24 protein-coding genes are annotated in these 25,126 nt (G+C 73.4%); 7 read left to right on the top strand and 17 right to left on the bottom strand.

Features of this window, described 5'->3' with window-relative positions; genetic code table 11:
• Positions 1 to 12: 12 nt before the first annotated feature.
• From RF640_RS10080 to RF640_RS10065, 4 genes are read right to left on the bottom strand one after another with little or no spacing between them, the layout of a single operon-like run.
• The gene (locus RF640_RS10080; RefSeq protein ID WP_035925932.1) at positions 13 to 837 is read right to left on the bottom strand and encodes a glycerophosphodiester phosphodiesterase family protein; all 825 of its coding nucleotides are present in this window, start codon (positions 835 to 837) and stop codon (positions 13 to 15) included.
• Between the two features lie 10 nt (positions 838 to 847).
• A complete protein-coding gene (locus tag RF640_RS10075; protein ID WP_229587237.1) occupies positions 848 to 1,726 on the bottom strand; it encodes an HAD family hydrolase in 879 nt (292 codons plus the stop codon).
• Between the two features lie 14 nt (positions 1,727 to 1,740).
• Complete coding sequence (locus tag RF640_RS10070) at positions 1,741 to 2,259, bottom strand: YbhB/YbcL family Raf kinase inhibitor-like protein (RefSeq protein WP_035925930.1); 519 nt, start codon at positions 2,257 to 2,259, stop codon at positions 1,741 to 1,743.
• Positions 2,260 to 2,306: 47 nt separating this feature from the next.
• The gene (locus RF640_RS10065) at positions 2,307 to 3,236 is read right to left on the bottom strand and encodes a carbohydrate kinase (RefSeq protein ID WP_035925929.1); all 930 of its coding nucleotides are present in this window, start codon (positions 3,234 to 3,236) and stop codon (positions 2,307 to 2,309) included.
• A 210-nt stretch (positions 3,237 to 3,446) separates the two neighbouring features.
• Between RF640_RS10065 and RF640_RS10060 the strand changes: the two genes are divergently transcribed.
• On the top strand, positions 3,447 to 4,904 hold the full coding sequence (locus RF640_RS10060) for a glyceraldehyde-3-phosphate dehydrogenase (protein WP_126346537.1): 1,458 nt from the start codon (positions 3,447 to 3,449) through the stop codon (positions 4,902 to 4,904).
• Positions 4,905 to 5,040: 136 nt separating this feature from the next.
• On the opposite strand, the gene RF640_RS10055 is transcribed toward RF640_RS10060, so the two are convergent.
• From RF640_RS10055 to fdhD, 10 genes are all read right to left on the bottom strand, one after another.
• Positions 5,041 to 6,360, bottom strand: a complete 1,320-nt coding sequence (locus tag RF640_RS10055; RefSeq protein ID WP_017832094.1) for a M18 family aminopeptidase — start codon at positions 6,358 to 6,360, stop codon at positions 5,041 to 5,043.
• A gap of 9 nt (positions 6,361 to 6,369) precedes the next feature.
• Positions 6,370 to 7,473: a lysostaphin resistance A-like protein gene (locus tag RF640_RS10050; RefSeq protein ID WP_368827711.1), complete on the bottom strand. Its 1,104-nt coding sequence runs from the start codon at positions 7,471 to 7,473 to the stop codon at positions 6,370 to 6,372.
• Positions 7,474 to 7,549: 76 nt separating this feature from the next.
• Entirely contained in the window at positions 7,550 to 8,611 is a 1,062-nt protein-coding gene (locus tag RF640_RS10045; RefSeq protein ID WP_368827709.1) for a Gfo/Idh/MocA family protein, read from the bottom strand.
• A gap of 73 nt (positions 8,612 to 8,684) precedes the next feature.
• A complete protein-coding gene (locus RF640_RS10040; protein ID WP_368827707.1) occupies positions 8,685 to 9,704 on the bottom strand; it encodes a LacI family DNA-binding transcriptional regulator in 1,020 nt (339 codons plus the stop codon).
• A 41-nt stretch (positions 9,705 to 9,745) separates the two neighbouring features.
• On the bottom strand, positions 9,746 to 11,200 hold the full coding sequence (locus RF640_RS10035; RefSeq protein ID WP_017832098.1) for a GH1 family beta-glucosidase: 1,455 nt from the start codon (positions 11,198 to 11,200) through the stop codon (positions 9,746 to 9,748).
• Entirely contained in the window at positions 11,200 to 12,096 is an 897-nt protein-coding gene (locus RF640_RS10030; protein WP_368827704.1) for a carbohydrate ABC transporter permease, read from the bottom strand. The genes RF640_RS10035 and RF640_RS10030 overlap by 1 nt, the downstream gene beginning before the upstream one ends.
• Positions 12,093 to 13,214 (bottom strand): carbohydrate ABC transporter permease, encoded by a 1,122-nt coding sequence (locus RF640_RS10025; RefSeq protein ID WP_017832100.1) that lies wholly within the window; start codon positions 13,212 to 13,214, stop codon positions 12,093 to 12,095. The genes RF640_RS10030 and RF640_RS10025 overlap by 4 nt, the downstream gene beginning before the upstream one ends.
• Before the next feature lie 64 nt (positions 13,215 to 13,278).
• Positions 13,279 to 14,595 (bottom strand): extracellular solute-binding protein, encoded by a 1,317-nt coding sequence (locus RF640_RS10020; RefSeq protein WP_368827701.1) that lies wholly within the window; start codon positions 14,593 to 14,595, stop codon positions 13,279 to 13,281.
• Between the two features lie 178 nt (positions 14,596 to 14,773).
• Entirely contained in the window at positions 14,774 to 15,508 is a 735-nt protein-coding gene (locus tag RF640_RS10015) for a glutamine amidotransferase (RefSeq protein WP_368827699.1), read from the bottom strand.
• A 40-nt stretch (positions 15,509 to 15,548) separates the two neighbouring features.
• Positions 15,549 to 16,406 carry a formate dehydrogenase accessory sulfurtransferase FdhD gene (gene fdhD, locus RF640_RS10010; RefSeq protein ID WP_368827697.1) on the bottom strand — a complete coding sequence of 286 codons (858 nt, stop codon included), beginning with the start codon at positions 16,404 to 16,406 and terminating at the stop codon, positions 15,549 to 15,551.
• Between the two features lie 397 nt (positions 16,407 to 16,803).
• Here fdhD and RF640_RS10005 point away from each other — a divergent pair, with 397 nt between their 5' ends.
• The 5 genes from RF640_RS10005 (at position 16,804) to RF640_RS09985 (ending at position 20,611) form a co-directional block, all read left to right on the top strand.
• A complete protein-coding gene (locus tag RF640_RS10005) occupies positions 16,804 to 17,391 on the top strand; it encodes an alternate-type signal peptide domain-containing protein (RefSeq protein WP_368827695.1) in 588 nt (195 codons plus the stop codon).
• Between the two features lie 95 nt (positions 17,392 to 17,486).
• On the top strand, positions 17,487 to 18,074 hold the full coding sequence (locus RF640_RS10000; protein ID WP_368827693.1) for a hypothetical protein: 588 nt from the start codon (positions 17,487 to 17,489) through the stop codon (positions 18,072 to 18,074).
• 22 nt (positions 18,075 to 18,096) lie between these two features.
• The gene (locus RF640_RS09995) at positions 18,097 to 19,080 is read left to right on the top strand and encodes a hypothetical protein (RefSeq protein WP_368827691.1); all 984 of its coding nucleotides are present in this window, start codon (positions 18,097 to 18,099) and stop codon (positions 19,078 to 19,080) included.
• A complete protein-coding gene (locus RF640_RS09990) occupies positions 19,077 to 19,757 on the top strand; it encodes a signal peptidase I (RefSeq protein ID WP_109268615.1) in 681 nt (226 codons plus the stop codon). The genes RF640_RS09995 and RF640_RS09990 overlap by 4 nt, the downstream gene beginning before the upstream one ends.
• Before the next feature lie 101 nt (positions 19,758 to 19,858).
• Positions 19,859 to 20,611 (top strand): PIG-L deacetylase family protein, encoded by a 753-nt coding sequence (locus tag RF640_RS09985; RefSeq protein WP_017832108.1) that lies wholly within the window; start codon positions 19,859 to 19,861, stop codon positions 20,609 to 20,611.
• A gap of 25 nt (positions 20,612 to 20,636) precedes the next feature.
• On the opposite strand, the gene RF640_RS09980 is transcribed toward RF640_RS09985, so the two are convergent.
• Both RF640_RS09980 and RF640_RS09975 read right to left on the bottom strand, forming a co-directional pair.
• Positions 20,637 to 21,851, bottom strand: a complete 1,215-nt coding sequence (locus RF640_RS09980) for an MFS transporter (RefSeq protein WP_017832109.1) — start codon at positions 21,849 to 21,851, stop codon at positions 20,637 to 20,639.
• On the bottom strand, positions 21,844 to 23,127 hold the full coding sequence (locus tag RF640_RS09975) for a glycosyltransferase 87 family protein (RefSeq protein WP_172604882.1): 1,284 nt from the start codon (positions 23,125 to 23,127) through the stop codon (positions 21,844 to 21,846). Before RF640_RS09975 ends, RF640_RS09980 begins: the two co-directional genes overlap by 8 nt.
• 226 nt (positions 23,128 to 23,353) lie before the next feature.
• Here RF640_RS09975 and RF640_RS09970 point away from each other — a divergent pair, with 226 nt between their 5' ends.
• On the top strand, positions 23,354 to 24,088 hold the full coding sequence (locus tag RF640_RS09970; RefSeq protein ID WP_017832111.1) for a GAF and ANTAR domain-containing protein: 735 nt from the start codon (positions 23,354 to 23,356) through the stop codon (positions 24,086 to 24,088).
• 66 nt (positions 24,089 to 24,154) lie between these two features.
• Here the strand turns inward: RF640_RS09970 and RF640_RS09965 are convergent, their stop codons facing one another.
• Entirely contained in the window at positions 24,155 to 24,964 is an 810-nt protein-coding gene (locus RF640_RS09965) for an SDR family oxidoreductase (protein ID WP_017832112.1), read from the bottom strand.
• Positions 24,965 to 25,126 lie beyond the last annotated feature (162 nt).

Raw genomic sequence — 25,126 nt, 5'->3', positions numbered from 1 at the left:
TCGTGCCACGGCTCACACGCCGGAGGGCGGCCACTGTCCACGCTGCGCCAGGAGGGAGGCGAGCAGGTCGGCCCGGTCGGTGACGATCCCGTCGACCCCGAGCTCGAGCAGCTCCGCCATCTCGGCCGTCTCGTTGACGGTCCACACGTGCACGTCGATGCCGTGCCGGTGGGCGAAGTCCAGGAAGCGGGGGGTCACGAGCTGGACCTCGGCCCCGCCCCGCACCCGGTACCGGCGGGGGATCTGCACGGTGTCGAACGGCTCGATCCACCGGGCGGCCGCCCGCCGCGCGAGACGCCAGGTGGGCCCGCCCAGCCACGAGCACACGAGCAGCAGGCGCATCCCCTCCTTGCCGGAGGACGTGGGCACGGTCCGGCCGTCCAGCTCGCGGATCCGCCGCAGCGTGCGGCGCCGGCGGCTCTCGGAGAAGGAGGTCACCCGCACCCGGTCCACGGCGCCGAGCTCGTGGAGCAGCGCCGGCAGGGCCGCCACGGACGCCTCGTCCTTGACGTCCACGTTGAACTTCAGCTCGGGGAGCTCCGTCAGCAGGTCGGCGAAGCGGGGGATGCGCCCGACGCCGGCGACGCGCTCGGCCCTGATCTGCGCCCAGGTCAGGGCGGAGACCTTCCCGCTGCCGCCGGTGACGCGGTCGAGGGTCTCGTCGTGGAAGGACAGGACCACCCCGTCGGCCGTCGTGTTGACGTCCGTCTCGATCCACTCGTAGCCGAGGTCCCGGGCCGCCCGGAAGGCGTCGAGGGTGTTCTCGGCACCGTCCCGGCAGAAACCGCGGTGGGCCAGGGCTGCGGGGGCGTCGCGCCGGTGCGCTGGAGGGGTCACCCCCCTATTGTTACCCCGTGGTAGCGGATTGTCCCGCCCATGACGCGCCAGGTCGGCCGCCGCGCAGCAGGGCCTCGATCACCTGGGCCACCCCGTCCTCCTCGAACGGCGGGGCCGTGCGGCCCACGGCCCGCGCGACCGCGGGGTGCCCGCTCGCCATGGCGTAGCCGTGGGCGGCCCACGTGAGCATCTCGAGGTCGTTGGGCATGTCGCCGAAGGCCATCACCTCGTGCGGGCGGATGCCGCGCTCGGCCGCGTACTGCTCGAGGGTGCGCGCCTTGGTGAGCCCCTTCTGCCCCATCTCCACGAGCGGGGCCGCCGCCACGGAGTGCGTCACGGACAGCCGGCCGGCCACGAGCTCGGCGAGCGCCCGGAAGTACTCCTGCGGCTCGGCGGTGTCCAGCTTGGCCAGGAACTTCACCAGCCCCTGGTCCTCCGGCAGCCGGTCCCGCAGCGCCCCGACCAGGGGGGCGCCGACCTCCATCCGGTCGGTCCTGGCCCACCCGTGGTCCGTGAAGACCCCCTCGAGGGTCTCCGCCGCGAACAGCGTGCCGGGGTGCCGGGCCGCGACCTCGTCCATGACCGCGAAGGCGTCCCGGGCCGGGAACAGGCTCGACTCCACGACCAGGTCGGCGCTGAGGTCGTAGACCACCGCCCCGTTCGAGCAGATGACCACGCCCTCGTGGCCGAGCTGCTCGCGCAGCGGGTCGAGCCAGCGCATGGGCCGGCCCGTCACGAACACCACGTGGATGCCGCTGTCCTGGGCGGCGCGGATCGCGTCGACGGTGCGCGGGCGGAAGCGGAAGTCGTGCCCCAGGACGGTGCCGTCGAGGTCGCTGGCGATCATCCGGATCGGCGCCGTCCCGGGGACCTCCGGATCAGGGCTCACTGGTGTTCTGCCACCTAGGCCTCGTGCGTCCCGGTGAGGCAGGCGCGGGCGATCCCGGAGCTGAAGAGCTGGAAGTTGACGACGGCGGGGCTGGCGCTCTCGTCGACGTCGATCTGCTCCTCGCCCACCGCGGTCACGCACACGATGTAGCGGTGCGGCCCGTGGCCGGGGGGCGGGGCGGCGCCCACGTACTCGTCGGTGCCGCCGTCGTTGCGGTGCTTGACCGCCCCGGCCGGAGGGTCGGACGCCGCGCCGCGCGCGAGGGAGGTGACGTCGGCGGGGATGTTGGACAGGCACCAGTGCCAGAAGCCGCTGGGGGTGGGGGCGTCCGGGTCGAAGACCGTGACCACGTAGCTCTTCGTGCCCTCCGGGGCCCCGGACCAGCTCAGCTGCGGGGACACGTCCTGGCCGCCGGCGCCCATGATGCCCGAGAGCTGGGCCGGGGCGAGCGGGCCGCCGTCGGAGATGTCCTCGGAGGTGAGGGTGAAGCTCGGCAGGTCGGGCAGGTCGGCGTACGGGTCGCGCTCGGGCACGGGCTCTCCTTCGGGACGGGACCGGGTGGGGGTCGGGGCGGGACGGGTCAGGGCGCGGGCAGCTCGTCCTTGCGGGGCAGGTCCGCGCCGGCGCGGGAGACCGTGACGCCGGCCGCCGCGGCGGCGTAGCGCAGCAGCTCGCCGACCTGCTGCTCGTCCAGGTTGTCGATCCGCTCGCGGGCCGGCGCGCCCGTGTAGCCGTGGTCGGTGAGCCAGCCGAGCAGCGCGGCCATGAAGGAGTCCCCGGCCCCCACGGTGTCCACGACCGTGGTGCGGGCGGCGGGCACCTCCACCCCGCGCGGCCCGGTGGCGCGGGTGCGGGCCCAGGGCCCCAGGGGCCCGCGGGTGACGACGACGAGCTCCGCGCCGGCCTTGAGCCAGGCGCCCGCGCTCTCCTCGACGCTGCGGTGGGGGTACAGCCACAGGAGGTCCTCGTCCGAGGCCTTCACTACGTCGGCGAGGGCCACGAGCTGCTCGGCCCGGGCCCGGGCGTCCGAGGAGTCCGGGATGATGGACGGCCGGCAGTTGGGGTCGTAGGAGATCAGGGCCGAGCGGTGGGCCTGCTCCACGGCGTGCAGGACCTTCGAGGCGCCGGGCTCGAGCATCGCCCCGATCGACCCGACGTGCAGCAGGGAGGTGTCCCGGAGCAGCTCGGCCAGCTGCTCGTCCGAGAGGTCCAGGGACCAGTCGAGCTGGAAGTCGTAGGTCGCGGCGCCGTCCTCCCCGATGACGGCCTCGGCCACGGAGGTGGGCCGCGTGTCGGCGTCGAAGGGCAGGAGCACGCCGTTGTCCCGCAGGTGCGCCTCGACCTGCGTGCCGTACTCGTCCTCGCCGTAGCGGCCGAGGAACTGGACCTCGTGGCCGAGCCGGGCCAGGCCCACGGCCACGTTCATGGGGCTTCCCCCGGCGTGCGCGCGGGGCTCCTGGCCGCGCTTCGAGACCACGTCCACGAGCGCCTCACCGATGACCGTCAGCATGCTCTCACGGTAGCACCCGCCGGCCCCGCCGCCCCCGGCACCGGACCGGCCCGCCGGGCCCGTAACGGGAGCCCTTCCCGCCCCCGGTGCCCCTAGAATGGAGGGCGGCGTCCTGCGCGAACCGCAGCGGCGCGCACCCGACCGCGCAACGAGGCGCGGCACGTCACGGCCGGACACGATGACGTCCCCGGCCGAGGAAGAGAGTCATTCTTGAGCACTCCTGAAAGCTGGGCCGACCGCGAGTCGCTCGCCGAGGGCATCGTCCCCCTGGTCGGACGCCTGCACCGTGAGAACAAGGTCGTGCCGACGGTCTACGGCCGCTCCCTGGTGCACAAGTCCGTCACCCAGATCATCAAGGCGCACCGCTTCGCCCGCCGGATCGACGGCGAGGAGCTGCCCCTCGAGGACACGACCCGCCTGCTCGAGGCCATGTCCGGGCTGAACCTCGGCACCTGCGCGGTGGACCTCGGCAAGCTCAACCGGCTCGCCCAGGAGTCGGACCAGGACCTCGAGTCGTTCCTGCGCGAGGAGCTCGCCCCCGTGGTGGACCGCAGGGCCCAGAACTCCCCGGAGTCCCAGGACGTGGTGCTCTACGGGTTCGGCCGCATCGGCCGCCTGCTCGCCCGCATCCTCATCAACCGCAACGACGGCACCGGCCTGAACCTGCGCGCCGTCGTGGTGCGCAAGAAGCCGGGCAACGACCTGGTCAAGCGCGCCTCCCTCCTGCGCCGCGACTCGGTGCACGGGAAGTTCGACGGGACCATCCACGTCGACGAGGAGAACGACGTCATCACGGCCAACGGGGTGGCCATCAAGTTCATCTACGCGAACGACCCCACCGAGATCGACTACACCGCCTACGGGATCGACAACGCGATCGTCGTGGACAACACGGGCGTGTGGCGCGACGAGGCCGGGCTCTCGAAGCACCTGCAGGCCAAGGGCGTGGCCAAGGTGCTGCTCACCGCACCGGGCAAGGGCGACCTGAAGAACATCGTGTGCGGGGTCAACGACGACGTCATCACCGCGGAGGACACCATCCTGTCCGCCGCGTCCTGCACCACCAACGCGATCACCCCGGTCGTGAAGGTCCTGCACGACAAGTACGGCATCGCGCAGGGCCACGTGGAGACGGTCCACTCCTACACCAACGACCAGAACCTCATCGACAACTGGCACAAGGGCGACCGCCGGGGCCGCTCCGCCGCCCTCAACATGGTCATCACCGAGACCGGCGCCGCGAAGGCCGTGGCCAAGGCCCTGCCGGAGATGGCCGGCAAGCTGACGGGCAACGCGATCCGCGTCCCCACCCCGGACGTGTCCATGGCCATCCTCAACCTGCAGCTCGAGCAGGCCCCGGAGTCCGAGGACGCGGTCAACCAGTACCTGAAGGACATCTCGCTGAACTCGTCCCTGCGCAAGCAGATCGACTACACCGACTCCCCCGAGATCGTGTCCACCGACTTCGTGGGCTCCCGCCGCGCGGGCGTCGTCGACGGTCTCGCGACGATCGTCAACGGGAGCTCGCTGGTGCTCTACGTCTGGTACGACAACGAGTTCGGCTACTCCTGCCAGGTCGTGCGGGTGCTCGCCCGGATGGCCGACATCGCGATGCCGCAGTTCCCGGCCGAGCGGGTCGCGGTCGGCACGGCGTCGATCCCCGGCTGAGCCGCCCCTCGCCGGCAGCGGACCGTCCGCGCCGAGGGGTCGCCACCGAACGGAACGACCGACTCGCACCGTTCAGTGGCGACCCCCCGCGCAGCAGGTCGAGCAGACGGCGCCCCTCGAACGGCGGCGCGGCGGGTCAGGCGGTGTAGAAGGCCCCCGCGACCGCCCCGAGGGCGGCGACGTCGTCCACGTGGCACAGCTCCCGGGCGGAGTGCATCGACAGCAGGCCGATGCCGACGTCGATCGTGCGCACCCCCAGCCGGGCCGCGGTGATGGGCCCGATGGTGGACCCGCACGGCACCCGGTTGTTGGAGACGAACTCCTGGTAGCCCACACCGGCGCGCGCGCAGGCCTCGGCCCAGATCCCGGCGCCCACGGCGTCCGTGGCGTAGTGCTGGTCCGCGTTGATCTTCAGCAGCGGCCCCGCCCCCGGCACCGGCCGGTTCACGGGGTCGTGGTGGCCCTGGTAGTTGGGGTGCACCAGGTGCCCGGCGTCGGCGGACAGGCACACGGACCCGGCCAGGGAGCGCCGGTGCTCGGCGGCGGAGCGGCCCAGGCCCTCACCGATGCGCACCAGCACGTCCTCGAGGAACGGTCCCGCGGCGCCGGAGCGGGTGCGGGAGCCGATCTCCTCGTGGTCGAACGCGGCGAGCACCGCGATGTGCCGGCCCTGCTCGACCGCCTCGGCCTCGCGGGCGAGCGCGCTCAGCCCGGCGTGCACGGAGGACAGGTTGTCCAGCCGCCCGGAGGCGAACAGCGTCCCGCCCTGCCCGAACACGGCGGGGGGCTGGGCGTCCGCCAGCACCACGTCGTAGCCGACGATGCGGGCCGGGTCCACGGGCCCGCCGTCCGCGTGTTCGGCCAGCAGCGCGAGGACGTCCGCGTCCTCCGGCTGTCCCACTCCCCAGATCGGCTGCACGTGCTGCTGGCGGTCGAGCTGCAGGCCCTTGTTGGCCTCGCGGTCCAGGTGGATGGCGAGCTGCGGGATGCGGGCCACGGGGCCGGTGGCGGTCAGGTGCTCCACCGGGGCGCCGTCCGTCCCGCGGACCACGAGCCGGCCCGCCAGGCGCAGCTCGCGGTCCAGCCACGAGTTCAGCAGCGCCCCGCCGTAGGTCTCGACCCCGGCCTGGTGCCAGGTGTGGGCCGTGGTGGTGGGCCTCGGCTTGAGCTTGAAGCCCGGCGAGTCGGTGTGCGCGCCGAGGATCCGGAACCCCGCCGCGGGCGGGACCTCCGCCGGGGTGGCCCACGCGATGACAGCCCCGTCGCGGAGCACGTAGCGCCGCCCGCGGACGCCGGTCCGGGCCCAGTCCTCCGTCTCGTCGAGGCGGACGAAGCCCGCCTCCTCCAGCCGGGCGGCGGCGGCGTGCGCGGCGTGGAAGGAGCTCGGCGACTCCATCACGTAGCGGCCGAGGTCCTCGACGGCGGACCGGGGGTCGACTGCGGTGCGGGGTTCCATGCCGTCAGTCTACGAAAGGTGCTGGGGCGCGCGTCCGGGCGCCTGTCCCGCCCAGTGGCCGGGACAGGCGGGCGGACCGGGGCACACCCAGGCTCCGGGCCCACGGCCCTCCCCACCGGGTCCGGGGCCGGCCGCGAGGAGGAGGGCCGGCCGCGGCGGGTGCACGGTCCGGGTGACCTCCACGCCGCGCCGGCGCGCACCGCGGACCACGAGCCACGCGAAGAGCAGCTGCAGGCCCGCCGAGAGGGCGAGGGCCACCCAGGACGACTCCTCGGCGTCCGGGTCGGCCAGGCCGAGCGCGCCGAAGAGGGTGGCGATCACGTTGTTGACCACGTGCAGGGCGATCGCCGCCTCGAGCCCGCCGGTGCGCCAGGTCAGCCAGCCGGCGACGACCGCCATGACCGCGACCGCCAGCAGCCCCCAGGCGTCGTACAGGTGCCCGAACGTGAACAGGGGCACCGGCAGCAGGATCGCGAACACGGGCCGGCGCAGCCACCGTCCCACGGTCTGCAGCAGGTAGCCCCGGAAGACGAGCTCCTCCGCCGCGCACTGCAGCGGGACCACCAGCACGATCATGGCGATCAGCCACCAGAAGCCCTCCACCGGCTGCGGGGCGGTCAGCGAGCCGAGCAGCGCGTACTCCACGAGGAGGGCGGCCGCCTGGCCCACCGCGTAGACCGCCAGGGCCACGAGGAGGCACCGGCCGAGGAGGCCCCAGCGCAGCCGTCCCGTCACCGACAGCAGCAGCCCGAGGGGCCGGGGGCCCGTGATGGCCCGGGCCGCGAGGAGCGCCGGGATCATGAGGACCAGGGAGAAGAACAGCATGAAGAAGATCGCCGGGTCCATCATGTCCAGCTCCGTGCCCCCGAGGAAGACCTCGTCCAGGGCCTCCTCGCCGCGCACGGCCACGAGCCCCACGGCCCACACGATGCCGAACACGACGGCCAGCACCCCGTAGAAGGCGCCGAAGAGCAGCAGCTCCACGAGCGGCTTCCACCACCGGTGGTCGGGGTCGGCGTGGCCGAGCCGGTGGTACGGCAGGAGCCGGGGCCCGGAGCCCGAGGGGTCGTCGTCGAGGGATCCCTGCCTCCAGGGGGCGGCGCGCGTGGTCATGCCTCCCACGGTATCCGCAGCCGGTCCCTTCCGGACACGCGACAGTTCGGGGGCGCCCCGTCGTGGCGCCCGCCGGTCAGGGCAGGTCGCTGCGGTAGCGCAGGCCCATCTGCCGGCGCGCGTCGTCGAGCAGCTCCAGCACCAGCACGGTGTCCGCGAGCGGCATGCGCGGGCTCTCGGTCAGGCCGGCCTGGAGGCACCGGGTCACCTCCCGCAGCTCGTGGGCGAAGCCGTGCCCGGCGGCCCGGAAGCGCTCGGTCCGCGGCGCGGCTCCCCCGGACCGGACCACGAGCTCACTGGGGTGGTAGAGGGGCGCCCCGGTGCGCAGCCAGCCGTCCGTCCCGCTGATGGTGACCGTGCCCGGGCAGTCCGTCTCGATGGACGTGGTGAGGTGGGCGTGCGCCCCGTCCGCCCACGTGAGGGTCAGACCGTTGTGCAGGTCCACGCCGTTCTCGTGGAGGACGCCGTGGGCCGTGAGGCCGTCCGGTGCGCCGAGCGCCGCGAGCGCCCAGGTGAGCGGGTACACGGCGAGGTCCAGCAGGGCCCCTCCGCCCGCCGCGGGATCCCAGAGCCGGGACCCGGGGTCGTACGGCACCGGGGCGCCGAGGTCCGCCTGGAGCCAGCGGACCCGGCCGATCTCGCCGGAACGGACGATGTCGAGGGCGCGCCCGAAGCTCGGCAGGAAGCGCGTCCACACCGCCTCCATGAGGAACAGCCCGCGCGCCCGGGCGAGCTCCCGCAGCTCCCCCGCCTCCCGGGCGTTCATGGTCAGCGGCTTCTCGCAGAGCACGTGCTTGCCGGCCTCGAGGGCCGCGCGGGCCACCGCGTGGTGCTGGGCGTGGGGCGTGGCGACGTAGACGACCTCCACGGCGGGGTCCGCGACGAGGCGCTCCCAGCCGGTGGTGCCGTCGTGGTCGTGGTGGCTCCGGGCCGCGCCGAAGCGCTCGGCGAACGCCTCGGCGGAGGACCGGGAGCGGGAGCTGACGGCCGAGAGCACGGCGTCGTCGAGCAGCGCCAGGTCCTCGACCACGCGGCCGGCGATCGACCCGGTGGCGACGACGCCCCAGTGCACGGGACGGCCGGTCGCCGTCGCGGGGTCGTCGCCCGCCACCGGGGCGGGGAGGGCTGGAGGGGGCATGGTGGCCTTTCGGGGAGGATCCGGGAACGCCGACGACGGCGCCGGGGCGTCGCCCGGCTCGGGGCGGGAAGGACTAGACGGAGTCCCGGAGCACGAGCGAGGTCGACATGATGGTCACCCGGTCCGTCGGCCGGCCCTCGATCATGTCGACGAGGGTCTCGGCCATCTTCCGGCCGAGCTCGACGATCGGGTGGTTCACCGTGGTCAGCGCGGGGGTCACCGACGTCGCGAAGGAGTCGTCGTCGAAGCCCACCACGGCGATGTCCTCCGGGATGCGCAGGCCGCGGCCCTGGATCACGGTGTACGCCCCGGCCGCCATCTGGTCGTTCGCGGCGAACACGGCGTCGACCGGCCGGCCGCGGCCCAGCAGCCGCTGCATGGCCCGGGCCCCCGAGGCGAGCGTGAAGTCGCCCACCTCCACCAGCTGGTCGTCCAGCCCGGCCTCCCGCACCGCGGTCCGCCAGCCCGCCAGCCGGTCGATGCCCGGGGGCATGTCCTGCGGCCCGGCGATGGTCGCGATGCTCCGCCGCCCGCTCGCGGTGAGCAGCCGGGTGGCGCTGCAGGCGGCGGCCTCGTTCTCGACCTCCACGTAGTAGGCGTCCTCGGCGCCGACGAGCGGGCGACCCGCGAACACCATGGGCAGCGACCCAGAGAGGTGGGTCCACGAGTGGTCGCCGCTGTGGTGCGAGACCACCAGGGCACCGTCCACGTTGCCGCCGAGCAGGAAGCTGCGGGTCTTCTCGGGCTTCGCCTCGGACGCGATGACCATGTTCAGGGTGAAGTCGGTGTCCGTCAGGTACATCGCGATGCCCTGGACCACGGTCGTGAAGAACGGGTCCGCGAACACCTTGGACGTGGACTCCGGGATGATCAGGGCGACCGAGTTGGCCCGTCGCTTCGCCAGCGAACGCGCCGCCCGGTTCGGGGTGTAGTCGAGGGCCTCGATGGCCTTCCGCACCGACTGCGCCAGCTCGGGGTCGACGCTGGGCGAGTCGTTCACCACCCGGGACACGGTCGCCCGCGAGACCCCGGCCAGCGCGGCCACCATCTCGAGCGTCGGCACGGGTCGGGAGCCGCCTGCGCGCTGCGTCATGATCATCTCCGGTGCTCTCGGCGGGTGGGCTGGCATCAATGCTAGGCGCCCGTGGACGGGGCCACCGGCGTGCGGTCCGCGGCGGCGGCGATGACCCCGGCGTAGGCGCGACCGCTGTCCTTGACCGTGCGCTCGAACGTCCCGTAGTCCACCCGGACCACGCCGAAGCGCTTGCCGTAGCCCCACGACCACTCGAAGTTGTCCAGCAGCGACCACACGAAGTAGCCGCGGACGTCCGCGCCCTGGTCGATGGCCTCCCCCACGGCCGCGATGTGGCCGAGGACGAACTCGGTGCGCTCCGTGTCGTGGACGGCGCCGTCGTCGCTGACGACGTCGTCGTAGGCGGCGCCGTTCTCGGTGACGTACAGGGGCGGGAGCGCGGGGTACTCCTCGCCCAGGCGCACCAGGAGCTTCCGCAGCCCGTCCGGGTTCACCTCCCAGTCCATCGCCGTGCGCGGCAGGCCGCGGCTCGGGAACGCGATGTCCTCGGAGCCGATCCAGCATGAGGACGTGGGGCGGCTGGCGCCGCCGGAGTGGCCGTCGCCGCCGGAGGACTCCGGGTGCCCGCTGATGAGGTCGTCGTGGTAGTGGTTCACGCCGAGGAAGTCGAGGGGCGCCCCGATGGTCGCGAGGTCACCGTCCCGGACGAGATCGCGGAGGCCGAACCGGTCCAGGTCCGCGAGGGTGTCCTCGGGGTACGCGCCGCGCAGGATGGGGTCCAGGAAGAGGCGGTTCTGCAGGGAGTCGAACCGCCGGGCGGCGTCGAGGTCCACCGGGTCCGAGGGGTCTCGGGGGATCGAGTTGCTGAGGTTGAGGGTGATGCCCAGGTGCTCGGCACCGCGGGACCGCAGGTGCTCGACCGCGAGGCCGTGGGCCAGGTGCTGGTGGTGCACGGCGGCGACGGCGGCCCGGGGGTCCTGCCGGCCGGGCGCGTGGACCCCGGCCGCGTAGCCGAGCAGCGACGAGCAGAAGGGCTCGTTGAACGTGGTCCAGTGCCGCACCCGGTCGCCGAGCACCGAGTGCACGTCGTCGGCGTACTCGAGGAAACGGTGCGCGGTGTCCCGGTGGGCCCACCCGCCCTTCTCCTCGAGCGCCTGCGGCAGGTCCCAGTGGTACAGGGTCAGCCAGGGCAGGATGCCGGCCTCGAGCAGCTCGTCGACCAGGCGGGAGTAGAAGTCCAGGCCCTCGGGGTTCGGGGCCCGGTCACCGGGACGCACCCGCGCCCAGCTCGTGGAGAAGCGGTAGGAGCCGAGCCCGAGCTCCTTCATGATCCGCACGTCCTCGGGCATCCGGTGGTAGTGCTGCACGGCGTCCTCCAGGGTGTCGCCGTTGGCCACGGCGCCCGGCAGACGGGCGAAGGCGTCCCAGACGGAGTCCTCCTTGCCGCCCTCGTGCCCGGCGCCCTCCACCTGGGCCGCGGCGGTGGCCGAGCCCCAGAGGAAGCCCTCGGGCCAGCTGCGGTGGTGCACGGCTGCGTCTTCTGCGTTGTTCGGCATTAGCCCTTCACTGCTCCTTGCATGATTCCGGAAATGAGTTGTCTGCCCGCGACGGCGAAGAGCGCCAGGAGGGGAAGCGTGGCCATGACGGCGCCGGCGAGGACGATCGAGTAGTCCACGTAGCGGGCCGACTGCAGCTGGCTCAGCGCCGTCTGCAGGGTGGGGTTGCTCGCGTCGAGGACGAGCAGCGGCCACAGGAAGTCGGTCCACGCCGTCATGAAGGTGAACAGGCCGAGGATGGCCATGGCCGGGCGGGCCTCGGGGAGCGCGACGTGCCAGAAGGTGGAGATCATCGACGCCCCGTCCATCCGGGCCGACTCGATGAGCTCGTCGGGGATGACGTCCACGAGGTACTGGCGCATGAAGAACACGCCGAACGCCGTGACGAGGGTGGGCACGACGACCGCCCCGATCTCGCCGGTCCAGCCGAGCTCGCGCATGAGCATGAACAGCGGGATGATGCCGAGCTGCGTGGGGATGGCCATGGTCGCGACGACCGCGACCATGAGGCCGTCGCGCCCCTTGAACCGCAGCTTGGCGAACGCGTACCCGGCGAGGGTGGAGAACGTGACCACCGAGACGGTGATGATCCCCGAGATGAGCACGCTGTTGCCGAGGGCCAGCCAGAAGGGGATGGTGTCGAAGACCTCGCCCACGTTCGTCCAGAAGTTGCCGCCCGGCAGCAGCGGCGGCCAGGTGCGGCCGAGGGCCTCGTTGGAGCGGCTGCCGATGATCACCGACCACCACAGCGGATAGGCGCTGGCCAGGAAGAACGCGGAGAGCAGGCCGTAGGTGAGGAAGCCGGGGCGGTGCCCGTCCCCGAAGATCCGCCGGCGCACGGGCACCGCCCGCGGCCGCCGCGTCCTGGTCCTCGTGGGTGCGCCGGTGACGGTCATCGTGTCCTCCTCGTGGTCGTCGGTGCTGCGGCCGCCCGTGGCGCGCCGGTGCCGGTGTTCGCCGCCGCGTCGGGGACGACGGCGTCCACCGCACGCGGCCTCCGCCGCCGACCGGCCCCGCGCCCGGTCCTGCGCGGCGGCCTCCCCCCGTCGGACGCCGTCGCGATGCGGCGCGAGACCAGGTAGTTGACCAGGCCGAAGAGCAGGATGAGGAGGAAGAGCAGCCAGGCGATGGTCGCGGCCTTGCCGAAGTTCTGCCGCTGGAAGGCCATCTCCCAGAGGTAGAGGACCGTGGTCTGGAACTGGCGCTGCGTGCCGCCCGCGGCCACGGGGTCGAAGAGCCTCGGCTCCGTGAAGATCTGGAGGCCGCCGATGGTGGTCGTGATGACCACGAACACCATCGTGGGACGGATGCTCGGCAGGGTGATGCTGAAGAACCGGCGGAGAGGGCCCGCGCCGTCGATCGCGCCGGCGTCGTACAGGTCACGGGGCACCGCCTGCATCGCCGCGAGCAGGATCAGCGCGTTGTAGCCGGTCCAGCGCCAGTTGACCATGGCGGCGATGGCGATGTGGCTGGGCAGCGTCTCGTTCTTCCACAGGATCGGGTCGACCCCGAAGCTGCCGAGGATGTTGTTGATGAGCCCGTACTGCTCGCCGAACATGTTCGTGAAGATCATGGCCACGGCCACCGGGGTGACCACGTAGGGCAGCAGCACGCTCATCTGCCACAGCGTCCTGGCGCGCAGGTTCTGGTCCAGGACCGCCGCGATCAGCACCGCGGCCGCCAGCTGCGGGATGCTCGAGAGCAGGAAGATGCTCACCGTGTTGAACAGCGAGTTCCAGAAGAACCGGTCCCGCAGCACCTCGGTGAAGTTGCCCAGCCCCACGAACTCGCCCCGGCCGGTGAGCAGGTGCCAGTCGAAGAGCGAGACGAAGAACGTGTACCCGAGCGGGAAGAGCCCCACCACTCCGAAGAGGACGAAGAAGGGCGCGATGTACAGGTAGGGGGAGGCTTTCAGGTCCAGGACGATGAGCCGCTGTCTGCGGGTCGGCCTGGGCGGACTCGGCGCCGGCGCGGCGGGCGCCGCGGCGGCGGGGCGGTGGGCTGTCGTGGTCATGAGGGTCTCGCGCTTCCGTGAGGGGGCCTCCGGCGGATTCCGGAGGCCCCGTGGCCGGGTCCTGCTAGTTGTTGACGACCAGGTCGTCGAGAAGCGCGAGGGCCTCGTCCCAGGCCTCGTCGGCCGTGGCGGTCCCGGCGTCGAGGCGCTTCAGCGGCGGCAGGAAGACGTTCTCCTGGATCACGGAGTCGTGCGGGCCCTTGAACTGGGCGACGACCCCCTCGGCGCGGGACGCGAGGATCACCCCGGTGGGTGCGTCGTTGAACACTGGGTTCGGTTCGGCGTCCTCGACCAGCTTCTCCTGGGCCTCGATGGTGCTGGGGAAGTTGTTCGCCTTGGCCGACTGCTTGACCTGCTGCTCGGGCGCGGTGAGCCAGGCCGCGAGCTTCGCCGCCTCCTCCGGGTGCTCGGAGGTCTCCGGGACGGAGAGGAACGCGCCGCCCCAGTTGGAGGCGCCGCCCGGGAAGACGTCGGCGAAGTCCCACCCGCTGCCCTCGCCGCCGCCGGCGGACTCGAGCTGGCCCTCGATGGTGCCGAGCATCCAGCCGGGGCAGACGAAGGTCGCGAAGGAGCCGTCCACGAAGGCCTGGCCGTTGCCCCAGTCGAACTGGGTCTGGTTGGCGGAGAGGCCGTCCAGCGTGCCCGCGGCGAGCAGGTCGAAGCGCTCGCGCAGCTGCTCGTTGCCCTCCACGTTCAGCTCGCCGTCGGCGGTGTAGTAGCCCTCGTCGAGCTGGTTGACCATCGAGTTCCACACGAAGCCGGACTGGTCGTACCAGGCCTTGCCCGTGGTCTCCTGGTACTCGCGGCCGAGCTCGAAGTAGGTCTCCCAGGTGGCGTCGTCGCCGCCGAAGAGCTCCGCGACCTCCTCGCGGTCGCTGGGCAGACCGGCCTCCTCGAAGAGCTTTCCGTTGTAGCAGAGGCCCTGGGGACCGATGTCGGTGCCGTACCCGATGACGCGGCCCTCCGGGTCGGTCCCCTGCTCGAACTTCCACGGCACCCAGTTGTCCTTGATGTCGGCCGCGCCGTGCTCGTTGAGGTCCACGAACTGGTCGGAGACCTCCATGATCGAGCCGAGCCAGCCCTCCTCGATGGCGGTGACGTCGCTGAGCCCGGACCCGGCGGCGATCTTGGTGAAGGCGTCCGTGCGCGCGTTCGAGCCGCGGTCGATGTTCGTGGCCTTGATGGTCACGCCCGGGTTCAGCTCCTCGTACTCGCCGTAGAGGTCGTCGTAGCCGAAGGTCCCGAAGGTGGTGACGGTGAGCTCGACGGGGTTGTCGGCGCTGGCCGGCTCGCCTCCGCCCCCGTCGCACCCCGTGGCGACGGCTGCCAGTGCCGCCGCACCCGCCAGGGCTGTCGTTCGCTTGAGTCGCGTGTGTCCCACGGTCACTTCTTGTGTGAAGGGCTGGAGAGGAGCTGCTCTCGAGAGAGCGCTCTCTCTGCTGTGCCTCGACTGTATGTGCCGTGGCTCACACCGTCAAGAGAGCGCTCTCTCAGATCTCGGAGAAGTCGCTCCGCGTCGTGCGGCGAGGACGGGACGGGACGGGCCCGTCCGCGACGCGTCAGCGGGCGTAGCGGTCCACGAAGGCGGCGAGGATCTTCTCGGGCTCGGTCACGGGCGGCCCCGTGCGGATCCGGTCCTTGACGTCCTCGGCCTCGGCCGGCGGGAAGTACCCGTGCTCCTTGTACGCCTCGATCCGGCGGAGCAGGGCGGGGGCGTCGAGCTCGGGATGGAACTGGGTCGCGTAGAGGTTCTGCTTGATCCGGAACATCTGGACGGGGCAGTCCGCGCCGGTCGCGAGCAGGACGGCTGCGGGCGCCAGGGTGCGCGTGCCCTCCTTGTGCCCCACGAACCCGTGGAACGCCGGCGGGAACTCCCGGAGCAGCGGGTCCCGCAGCCCCTCCTCGGTCAGGGTGACCTCGATGACGCCGATCTCCTCGCCGCGGGTGCGGTCCACGATCCCGCCCTGGTGCGTACCGAGGGTGCCGACGCCGTAGCAGGCGCCGAGGAACGGGAAGTCCCGGGCGACCACCTCGTCGAGCAGGTCCCGCATCTCGGACTCGGCCCGCCGCTGCACCTCCGACTTCTGCTGCGGCGGGTCGGAGGAGTTGAACGGGGACCCGCCGATGACGACCCCGGAGTAGCGCTCGAGGTCGATCGGCGGCATGGGCCCGGCCTCCAGCCGGACCCGGTGGAGGTGGCTCTCCTGCAGGCCGCTGTAGCGGCAGATGGTCTCGTACTCCTCGTCCGCGACGTCGTCCTCGGCGCGGGTGGCGAGCAGCAGGAAGGGCTTCATGACCCCATCGTAGCCAGCGGCGGGGCGCTCCCCCGCCCGCTCAGGGGACCAGGCGCTCCCGGTGCGCATAGGCGTTGAAGGAGGTGCCGCGGCTGAAGCCGAGCAGGGTGACCCCCGTCTGCTCCGCGAGGTCCACGGCGAGTGCCGAGGGCGCCGAGACGGCCGCGAGCGCCGGGACGCCGGCCATGTACGCCTTCTGCACCAGCTCGAACGAGGCGCGGCCCGAGACCTGGAGCACGGTGGAGCCCAGAGGCAGGAGATTCTCGCGCAGGGCCCAGCCCACCACCTTGTCCACGGCGTTGTGCCGCCCCACGTCCTCGCGCACGCACAGCAGCTCGGGCTCGCCGGCACCGTCGCCGTCGGGGCCGTCCGGGAAGCGGAAGAGCCCCGCGGCGTGGACGCCGCCGGTCGTGGCGAACAGCTTCTGCCCGGTGCGCAGCCGGTCCGGCAGGGCGAGCAGCGCGGGCACGGGGACCCCGGTCCGGTCCGCGGCGGGGTCGAACGAGGAGACCTTGGTGACGGCCTCGATGGACGCCGTGCCGCAGACCCCGCACGACGACGACGTGTAGACGTGCCGCTCCATGGAGGTGTCCGGCAGGGCGACCCCCGGCGCGAGCCGCACCTCCACCACGTTGTAGGTCCGCTGCCCGTCCGGGCCGACGCCGCTGCGGTAGTCCATCTGCACGATCTCGGCCGGCGCGCGCACCACGCCCTCGGAGACGAGGAACCCGGCCACGAGGTCGAAGTCGTGACCCGGGGTGCGCATCGTGACGGTGAACGGCCTGCCGTCGAGCCGGATCTCCAGGGGCTCCTCACCGGCCAGGGTGTCCGCGCGTCCGGTCCCGCCGCCGTCGGCGGTGTACCGGTGCACGCGGCGCCGCTGGGAAGCTCGGGTCATGGCGGTCCTCCGGTCCCGGCTCCACCGGGTGGGAGCCCTCCCCCGGCATCCTATGGGCGCGGCCCGCGGGGGCCGAAGCGGCGGCATTACCGAGCAGTAACGTCGGGCGAAGTGGGGACAGGCATGTTCTGTTCTTATTCATAGACTTTTGTCTAGAGTTGACGTGTCAAGGGAATTCGGCGGCAGGGCTGCCGGCGGATCCCCCGGGCGATCCACTGCGGTTCCACGGGCCGGCGCGCCGAGGCGCGGCCGTCGCAGCGGGCACCCCGTCCCCCGTGATCCGGGGGGACCGGGTGCACGCCGCCTCCGCCGACACCCCACCGGATGCCCGGCACCACACGCGCACCGATCCCGCGCGGCCTCTCCTCTCACCCCTCTCTCGCTCGAAGGCGGAACCATGAACACTGCAGCGCAGACCCCCCTGTCCGAGTCCACCGCGAAGGCCGGCCGGAACCGGCGCGCCGGCAAGGCCGTCCTGGCCGGCGCCGTGGCCGTCGGCCTCCTCGCCGCCGGCGGCGGGACCTTCGCCAAGTGGTCGGACTCGGAGGCCATCGCCTCCGACGCCACGGTCGCCACCGGCGAGCTGAGCCTCGCCCTGGCCGAGGGCGCCACCTGGACCGACGGCAACGACGACCCCATCGACATCAACACGTACCAGGTCGTTCCCGGCGACACCGTCAACCTCAAGGTCTCCCCGACCATCCAGGCCGAGGGCGACACCCTCGAGGGCACCCTGGCCCTGGACCTGCCGGCGAACCTCGAGTCCGTCCTCGGCACGTACGTCGGCTACGACCTCGAGGTCACCGGGCTCTCCGAAAGCAACGATGACGGGCTCTACAAGGTCACCGAGGCCAACGACGGCCAGACGGTCGACGTGACCGCGGCCTTCACCTGGAAGGCCGACAGCGTCAAGGACCAGGAGGGGCAGAACGTCCCGGCCCAGTCCCTGAAGGGCTTCAACCTGGTGCTCGACCAGAGCATCTGACCGGCCCCGGACGGCCCCGGTGCGGCGACGACGCCGCACCGGGGCGCACTGCCCCTCGCACCCCGTCTCGCTCCGTCTCACCCCCAGAGGCCCCCATGACGCGCACTTCCCGCTCCCGCCCCTCGACCGCCGGCCGCGCCCTCGCCGCCGCCGCGGCCGCGCTCCTGGCGCTGACCCTGCTGGGCAACAGCCTCGGAACGGCCGCCCGCTGGTCCGACACGGCACCGCTCGAGACGCAGGCCGTCAGCACCGGCGCCCTCGACGTGGCGCTGGAGCCCGCGCGGGCGACCCTCCACCGCACCGACGTCGATCCCACGACCGGTGCCCTCCGGCGCGGAACCACCGACCTCACCGGAGCGGCGGACGCCCTGTCCGCACTGGCCCCCGGCGACACGGTCGTCGTCACGACCCGCGCGGTCCTCGACGTCGAGGGCGCGAACATCGCCGCGACCCTCACGGTCGATCCCGGCGTGCCGGCCGGCGGCGCGGTCGTCCCCCGCGTCGAGCTGGTGCCGGTCTCCGGCGCGCCGCCGCAGCCCGGGCCGTCCTCCTGGACGGTGACCTCGGCCCACGACGGCGCGGTCTACGACGTCACCGTCTCCTACGAGGTGTCCCCGGACCCCGCCGCCCAGGGTACGACCGTCACGCCGGGCCCGCTCACGGTCGCCCTCACCCAGCACTGACCCCCCTCCCCCAGGAGCTCCCATGAGCCAGTACCGCACTCCCACGGCCTACGTGCTCGGCGTCCTCGTCCTGCTCGCCGTCATCGTGCTCACGACCCCGAACGGTGGGACCCACGCCCGCTGGTCCGCCACCGCCCTCGCCGAGGTGCCCACCATGGCCACGGGCCGGATCGGCTTCGAGATCACCGCGGTCGAGGGCGCCGGAGGCGCCGCGACCCTGACCAGCACGTCCGGCTTCGACGTCCGGTACCGGCCGGTGCAGGTCTCCCTGGTGGACTCCGCCGGGCGGTCCGTGGCCGCGCCGGCGGGCATGCGCTTCGCGTACCGCACCGGCGCGGCCTGCGACGACGGCGCGGCGCCGGCCGAGTGGACCGCCACCGCACCCGGAGGATCCGCCCCGGCCCGCGTCGACGGCGGGACGCGGGCGTCCCTGGAGCACGACCGGCCTGCCGGGCTGTGCCTGACCGTCTCGACCGACGCCGTCGCCGAGGACGCGCTCCGTGCGCTCGACGGGCAGGTGCTGCAGGTCGTCACCGTGGTGGAGGCCAGCACCCTCGGGGCCGGCACCTGGTCGACGACCCGCTCCTGGACGGCGCCGTTCACCGTGGAGGCGTCTCCCGTGGAGCAGCCCCCCGTGACCGCGCCCGACCGCCCGACGGCCCAGGATGCGGCGCGCTGCGGTGCGGACACCAGCGCCGCACAGCTCCGGTGGTCCTGGACCGGCGCTCCGGCCGTGGCGGAGTGGCACCTCCTGGTCCGCCCGAGGGGCAGCACCGTGGCACCCACGCCGGTGAAGCGGCTGACCGACGGCTCCGCACGGGAGATCCGGCTGTCCGCCGACGAGCTCCGGAGTGTCGCGGGCCACGAGAAGAATCAGGATTACGACGTCCTCGTCCGAGCCGTGCTCACGGGCGGAGCCATCCCCCACGTGGACAGCGCCTATGCGTGGACGGTCAGGACGGCCGGCGCAAGCCACAACATCAACTGTGAAGGACTCCCGTCATGACCACCGTGCTCCGCAAGACCCTCCACCCGCTGCTCGTGCTCGCCCTGGCCGCGGTGGCCGCGCTGCTGCTCGCCGTCGTCGTCCTCCCGCTCGCGCTCGGCTGGGTGCCCCTGACGGTGCTCTCCGGCTCGATGGAGCCGACCGTCCCGACCGGCAGCCAGGTCGTGGTCGCCCCGCTCGAGGGCGAGGACGACGCCGCGGGACTGAGCACCGGGGACGTCGTGACGTTCATGCCCCGTCCGGACGACCCGACCCTCGTGACCCACCGGATCGTGGGCGTCGCGGTGGACGGAGAGGGGCGGCGCAGCTTCACGACGCAGGGCGACGCCAACGCCGCCCCGGACGCGGAGCCGGTCACCGCCACCCAGCTGCGCGGCCTGGTGAAGTACCACGTGCCCTGGGCCGGCTACGCCGCCACCCTCCTGGACGCGGAGCAGAAGCGCAGCGGGATCGTGCTGGTCGCCGCGGCGCTGTTCGGCTACGCGCTGTGGCAGCTCGTGGGCGCCGTCCGGGACCGCGCCCGACCCACGGACGAGAGCGCGGAGGCGGACAGGGACGCGGAGCGGGACCACGGCGCCGGCGGCGTGGCGGAGCAGTTCCCGGCCGGGGAGCAGACGTCCCCGGCGGAGGCCCCGACGGAGGCGCTGCCGCTGGTGCCCGCCGCCGCCGGCCGCTGAGCGGCGCAGCGCTCGCCCGGGGGCCGGGGCGGCCTGCCGGACCGTCGACGCCGGGCGAGCCGCCGTTGCCGGTCCCCGGCGGCGGGGCCATGATGGGGACCATGACCGAGACCCCGCTCACGCACGTCGACGAGAACTGGCAGCGCGCCCTGGTGGTGGTGGCGCACCCGGACGACATGGAGTTCGGCGCCGCCGCGGCCGTGGCCCGCTGGACCGGACAGGGCAAGGACGTGGTGTACTGCCTCGTCACCAGCGGCGAGGCCGGCATCGACGGCCTCGAGCCGCAGCAGTGCGGTCCGCTGCGGGAGGCGGAGCAGCGGGAGTCCTGCCGGGTCGTGGGCGTGGAGCAGGTGGAGTTCCTGCACCTGCCGGACGGGGTGCTCGAGTACGGGGTGGCGCTGCGGCGCCGGATCGCGGAGGTGGTCCGCCGGCACCGCCCGGACGTGGTCATCACCAACAACTTCCGCGACACCTGGGACGGCGCCACCAACCTGAACCAGGCCGACCACATCGCCACGGGCCGGGCCACCCTGGACGCCGTGCGGGACGCCGGCAACCGGTGGGTCTTCCCGGAGCAGGTCGAGGCGGGCCTGCAGCCGTGGCCCGACGTGCTGGCGGTGTGGGCGGCGGCCTCGCCCGACTCCCGGCACGCGGCGGACGTCACGGAGACCTTCGACGCCGGCGTGGAGTCCCTGCGCGCGCACGGCGCCTACCTCGAGGGCCTGGGCTGGACCGACTTCGACCCGGACGCCTTCCTGAGGGGCAACGCCGCCGCCGTGGGCGAGCGGCTCGGGGTGCCGCTCGCGAGCTCCTTCGAGGTGCTCCCCCTGCGGTGGGGCGGCACGGAGGACTGAGCCCGGCTCCGCCGGCGCGGAGCGCTCAGGCCGGCTCGGGCTCCCGGAGGACCAGGAGCACCAGCAGCACGGCGAGGACCACGAGGGCCGCCACGAAGCCGACGGCCCCGGCCCAGCCGGTGACCGTGTAGAAGACCCCGCCGGCCGTGCCCAGCACGGACGAGCCCGCGTAGTAGAAGAGCGTGTAGAGGGACGAGGCCTGCGCCTTGCCGGTGCGGGAGCGCACCGGGACCCACCCGGACGCCACGGCGTGCGCGGCGAAGAAGCCCGCGGTGAACAGCAGCAGCCCCACGACGATCACGGGGATCGACGGGACCAGCGTGGCCAGCAGCCCGGCGAGCATCACGGTCCCGCTGCTCGCGAGGACCACCCGGCGCCCGTGGGCCGCCGCGATCCGGCCGGCCGTCCCGGAGGACCAGGTGCCCGAGAGGTAGGCGAGGAACAGGAGGCTCACCACGGTCTGGGACACCCCGAACGGCTCCTCGCCGAGGTGGAAGCCCAGGTAGTTGTAGATCGCCACGAACCCGCCCATGAGCAGAAAGCCCTGCAGGTAGAGCACCAGCAGACCGCGGTCCGCCAGATTCGCCCCCAGCCGCCCGAGCAGCCCGGCCGGCCCGGTGAGCCGGACGGTCTGGCGCACGAACCCGCGCTGGCGCGGGGCGATGAGGACGAAGACCACGGCGGCGAGCGCGGCGAGCACGCTCACGGTGATCGTGCCGGTCCGCCAGCCGAACGCGTCGCCCACGGGTGCGGCGATGATGCGCCCGGCGAGGCCGCCCAGGCTGGTGCCCGCCACGTAGGTGCCGGCGGCCACGGCGGCGTGCCGGCGGTCGAGCTCCTCCGCGAGGTAGGCCATGGCCACGGCGGGGATCCCGCCCAGGGCGATGCCCTCCGCGAAGCGCAGCGCCACCACGGCCTCGAAGCTCGGCGCCAAGGGCATGACGAGCCCCAGGACCGTGGCGGAGACGACGGCCATGACCATGGTCCGCAGCCGGCCCCACCGGTCGGAGACCACGGACCACGGCAGGACGCCCACGGCGAGGCCGAAGGTCGCGGCGGAGACGCCCAGGGAGGCCCGCGCGGCGTCGATCCCGAGGTCCGCGGCCAGGAGGGGCAGCACGCCCTGCACGGAGTAGAGCTGGGCGAACGTCGCCACGCCGGCGCACAGCAGCGCCAGCAGCACCCGGCGGTAGCCCCGGCTGCCGCGGTCGTAGCCGGTCCAGCCGCCGGGCTCAGCCACGACCGGCCCCGCGGTTCTCCCGGGCCCCGGCCCGCAGCCCGGTGACCACCCACAGGCCCAGGAGCAGGAACAGGGCGAGATAGGGCAGCGCGGCCACGGCGTCGATCGCCGGCCCGGGGACCCCCACCGGCCTCAGCCACGCGTCCCAGCGGATCGGCCCGACGTACAGGCCCACCAGCGCGACCCCGCCCAGCACCAGGGCGAGCCGGCGCGGACCGTCCCGGAGGAACGCCGGCCACGCCTCGACCCACAGCGCCGTGCACACGAGCCCCCACCACACGTGGTGGTGGGACCAGGTGACCGGGGACAGGTAGAGCATGAGGAGGGCGTTGACCGCCACCACGGAGAGGATCATCCCCCGGGCGGCGAGGACCCGGATCAGCAGGGCGACGCCCACGACCGCGGCGAGGAGCAGGACCCCGCGCAGCAGGGGCTCCGGCTCCCCGGGGACGCCGAGGTGGAGGAGCACCCCCTGCAGCGAGGTGTTGTCGACGTACGCGGTGTCGCCGACGCGCTCGTCGCTGAGCACGGCCTCGGTCCAGAACACGACCGCGTCCCGCGGCAGCGCCAGGAAACCGATCAGCACGGTCGCGGCGAAGGTGAGGCCCATCGTGAGGATCGGCCGCAGCTGTCCGCGCACGAGGAACACCAGCCCGAACGCGAGGGGGGTCAGCTTGATGCCGGCGGCCAGGCCGATCCAGAACCCGCGCGGGATCCGGCCCAGCAGGGTGTCGTCGCGGGTGCGCAGCAGGTCGTAGAGCACCAGGGCCATGAGCAGCGCGTTGATCTGCCCGAGACCCACGTTGCGCATCCACGGCCCCGACCACAGCAGCACGGCGGTGCCGGCGGCCACGGCGGTGGCGGGGCCCAGCAGGGCCTGCAGGGGCAGCGGCCGGCCGTGGGCGGCCGCCCGGCGCAGGAGCACGGCCGAGAGGACCGCGGCGACGCCCATCGAGGCGAGACCCAGGGCGAGCTCGGTGAGCCGTTCGGGGAGGAAGGCGAGCGGCACGAACAGCAGCGCCGCGAACGGGGGGTAGGTGAACGGCAGCCCGCCGTCGCCGTCCGGGCTGAGCCCGGGGCCGTAGAGCTCGTCGTCGAAGCCGTGCCGGTCCACCACGGCCATCCCGCCGAGCCGGTAGACGTCCAGGTCGATGCTGCTGTCGAGGACCAGCCACACGGACCGCACCAGCACGCCCGCCAGCAGCAGCCACACCAGGCCGGTCAGCGCCGTCGAGCGTCCGGTGCGGGACGCGACGGCGGCGGACGGAACGCTCACCAGGGCCTCAGTTCTCGGGTCGGTGCGTGCCGGAGCGGACGCAGGCGGAGGTTGCGGCCCCCACTCTAAGCCCGCCCGGCCCCGTCTCCCGTCCCGGTCGGCCCGGGGCCGGGACCGACGGCCCGGGAACACGGCATGATGGACCCTGACACGTCGGAGACACCGCGACGGCACGGCCCCCGGGCAACCGGGACCGCGTGCCTGCCGCGAGCACCGGAGGAGAACCATGACGGAGCACCAGACGGGCGGCCCGGCGGGGGCGTCCCCGCACGAGCTGCTGCTCGAGAGCGAGGACATCGCGTCCTTCCTCGACGCCCTCTCGGGCCGCATCGCCCAGGCCCTGTCCACCGACGGGGACGAGGTGTGGTGCGCGGTCACCCTGCTCCGGCCGAAGCGGTCCTCCACCGTGGCCTCCTCGAGCCCCGCGGCCGAGGCCCTGGACGAGATCCAGTACCACTACGGCGACGGGCCGTGCCTCACGGCGTCCCGCGAGAACCGGCTGGTCCACGTCCCGGACACCCGTTCCGATCCCCGGTGGCCCGAGTACGGCCGGGCCGCCGCCGCCCACGGCATCCTCTCCGCCCTGGGGGTGCCCCTGGACCTCGCCGGCGAGGCCTCGGCGGCCCTGGACGTCTACGCCGACCGTCCGCACAAGTTCGACCGGGCGACGATCGAGGTCATCCAGCGCGAGGTGGCCTCCGCCTCCAGCGCGCTGCGCCTGGCCGTGCGGATGGAGAAGCACCGGGACGCCGAGGCGGACCTGAAGGCGGCCATGGCCTCGCGCACCACCATCGATCTCGCCGTGGGCATCGTCATGGGCCAGAACCGCTGCACCCAGGAGCAGGCCTTCGACATCCTCCGGTCCGCCTCCAGCCACCGCAACGTCAAGCTGCGCGACCTGGCCGCGGAGCTGGTCGCGACCGTCGGACAGGGCCCGGCCACCACCCACTTCGACCGCTGAGGGCCCCTCCGGCGGGCACTGCTCCGCTCCCGCGGAGGGACCGGGGCCGCGTGCGTGCGGGAGCGGCTACCCCTTCCGCCACTCGTCGCTCGTCAGGTGCGAGCCCGCCTGCGGTCCCATCTGCACCATGCCGCCGTCGACGACCCAGGACGCCCCGGTGACGTAGGCGGAGGCCGGGGACGCGAGGAACGCGATGACCGCGGCGACCTCGCGGGCGTCCCCGGGCCGGCCCAGCGGCACGCCGGGACGGTGGGCGGCCCTCGGGTTCTCGTCCTCCTGCCCCGTCATGGGGGTGGCGATCTCCCCCGGGGCCACCGAGTTCGCGGTGATCCCGTGCTCCCCCAGCTCGAGCGCGATGGTCTTCACGAGTCCTCCGAGGCCGTGCTTGGCGGCGTCGTAGGCGCTCGAGCCGACCCGGGGCACGTGCTCGTGGACGCTCGTGACGGCGATCAGCCGCCCGCCCCGCCCGGCGGCCACCAGATGCCGCGCCGCCGCCTGGAGGCACACGAACGCGCCGTCGAGATCGGTGGCGAGCACCTTGCGCCACGTGCCCAGGGACGTCTCCAGGAACGGGACGTTCGCCCCCGTGCCCGAGTTGTGCACGAACACGTCCAGGCCGCCCAGGCCCTCCACGAGGCCGTCGACGACGGCGCCGCAGCGCTCCAGCTCCGTGGTGTCCAGCCGCGCCACCACGGCCCGGCGGTCGTAGGACCGGACCTCCTCCGCCGTCCGCTCGGCGCCCTCCTCGTCCCGGTGCCAGGTGATCCCCACGTCCATGCCGGCCGCCGCGAGCGCCACGGCGGTCGCACGCCCGATGCCGGAATCGGAGCCGGTCACCACGGCCGTGCGGGGTTCGAAGTCGGGAGCGTGCTCCATGGTCGTCGCCTTCCCTCCGTGCAGAGCGCGGACCGCCGTGCGGGACGGCCCGGGGGCACCAGCCTATTCCCGGCGGTGACGCGGCGCACACCCCCCGGCCGGAGCCGTTGCGGACCGCGACCGAGGAGAGGAAGCTCTTGAGCAAGCTGATGGTCGGAGACG

Source organism: Kocuria sp. CPCC 205231 (genome assembly GCF_040980965.1).
Lineage (GTDB): Bacteria > Actinomycetota > Actinomycetes > Actinomycetales > Micrococcaceae > Kocuria > Kocuria rosea.
The sequence above is the reverse complement of the archived record's forward strand: the minus strand, read 5'-3'. Positions and strand labels throughout refer to the sequence as shown.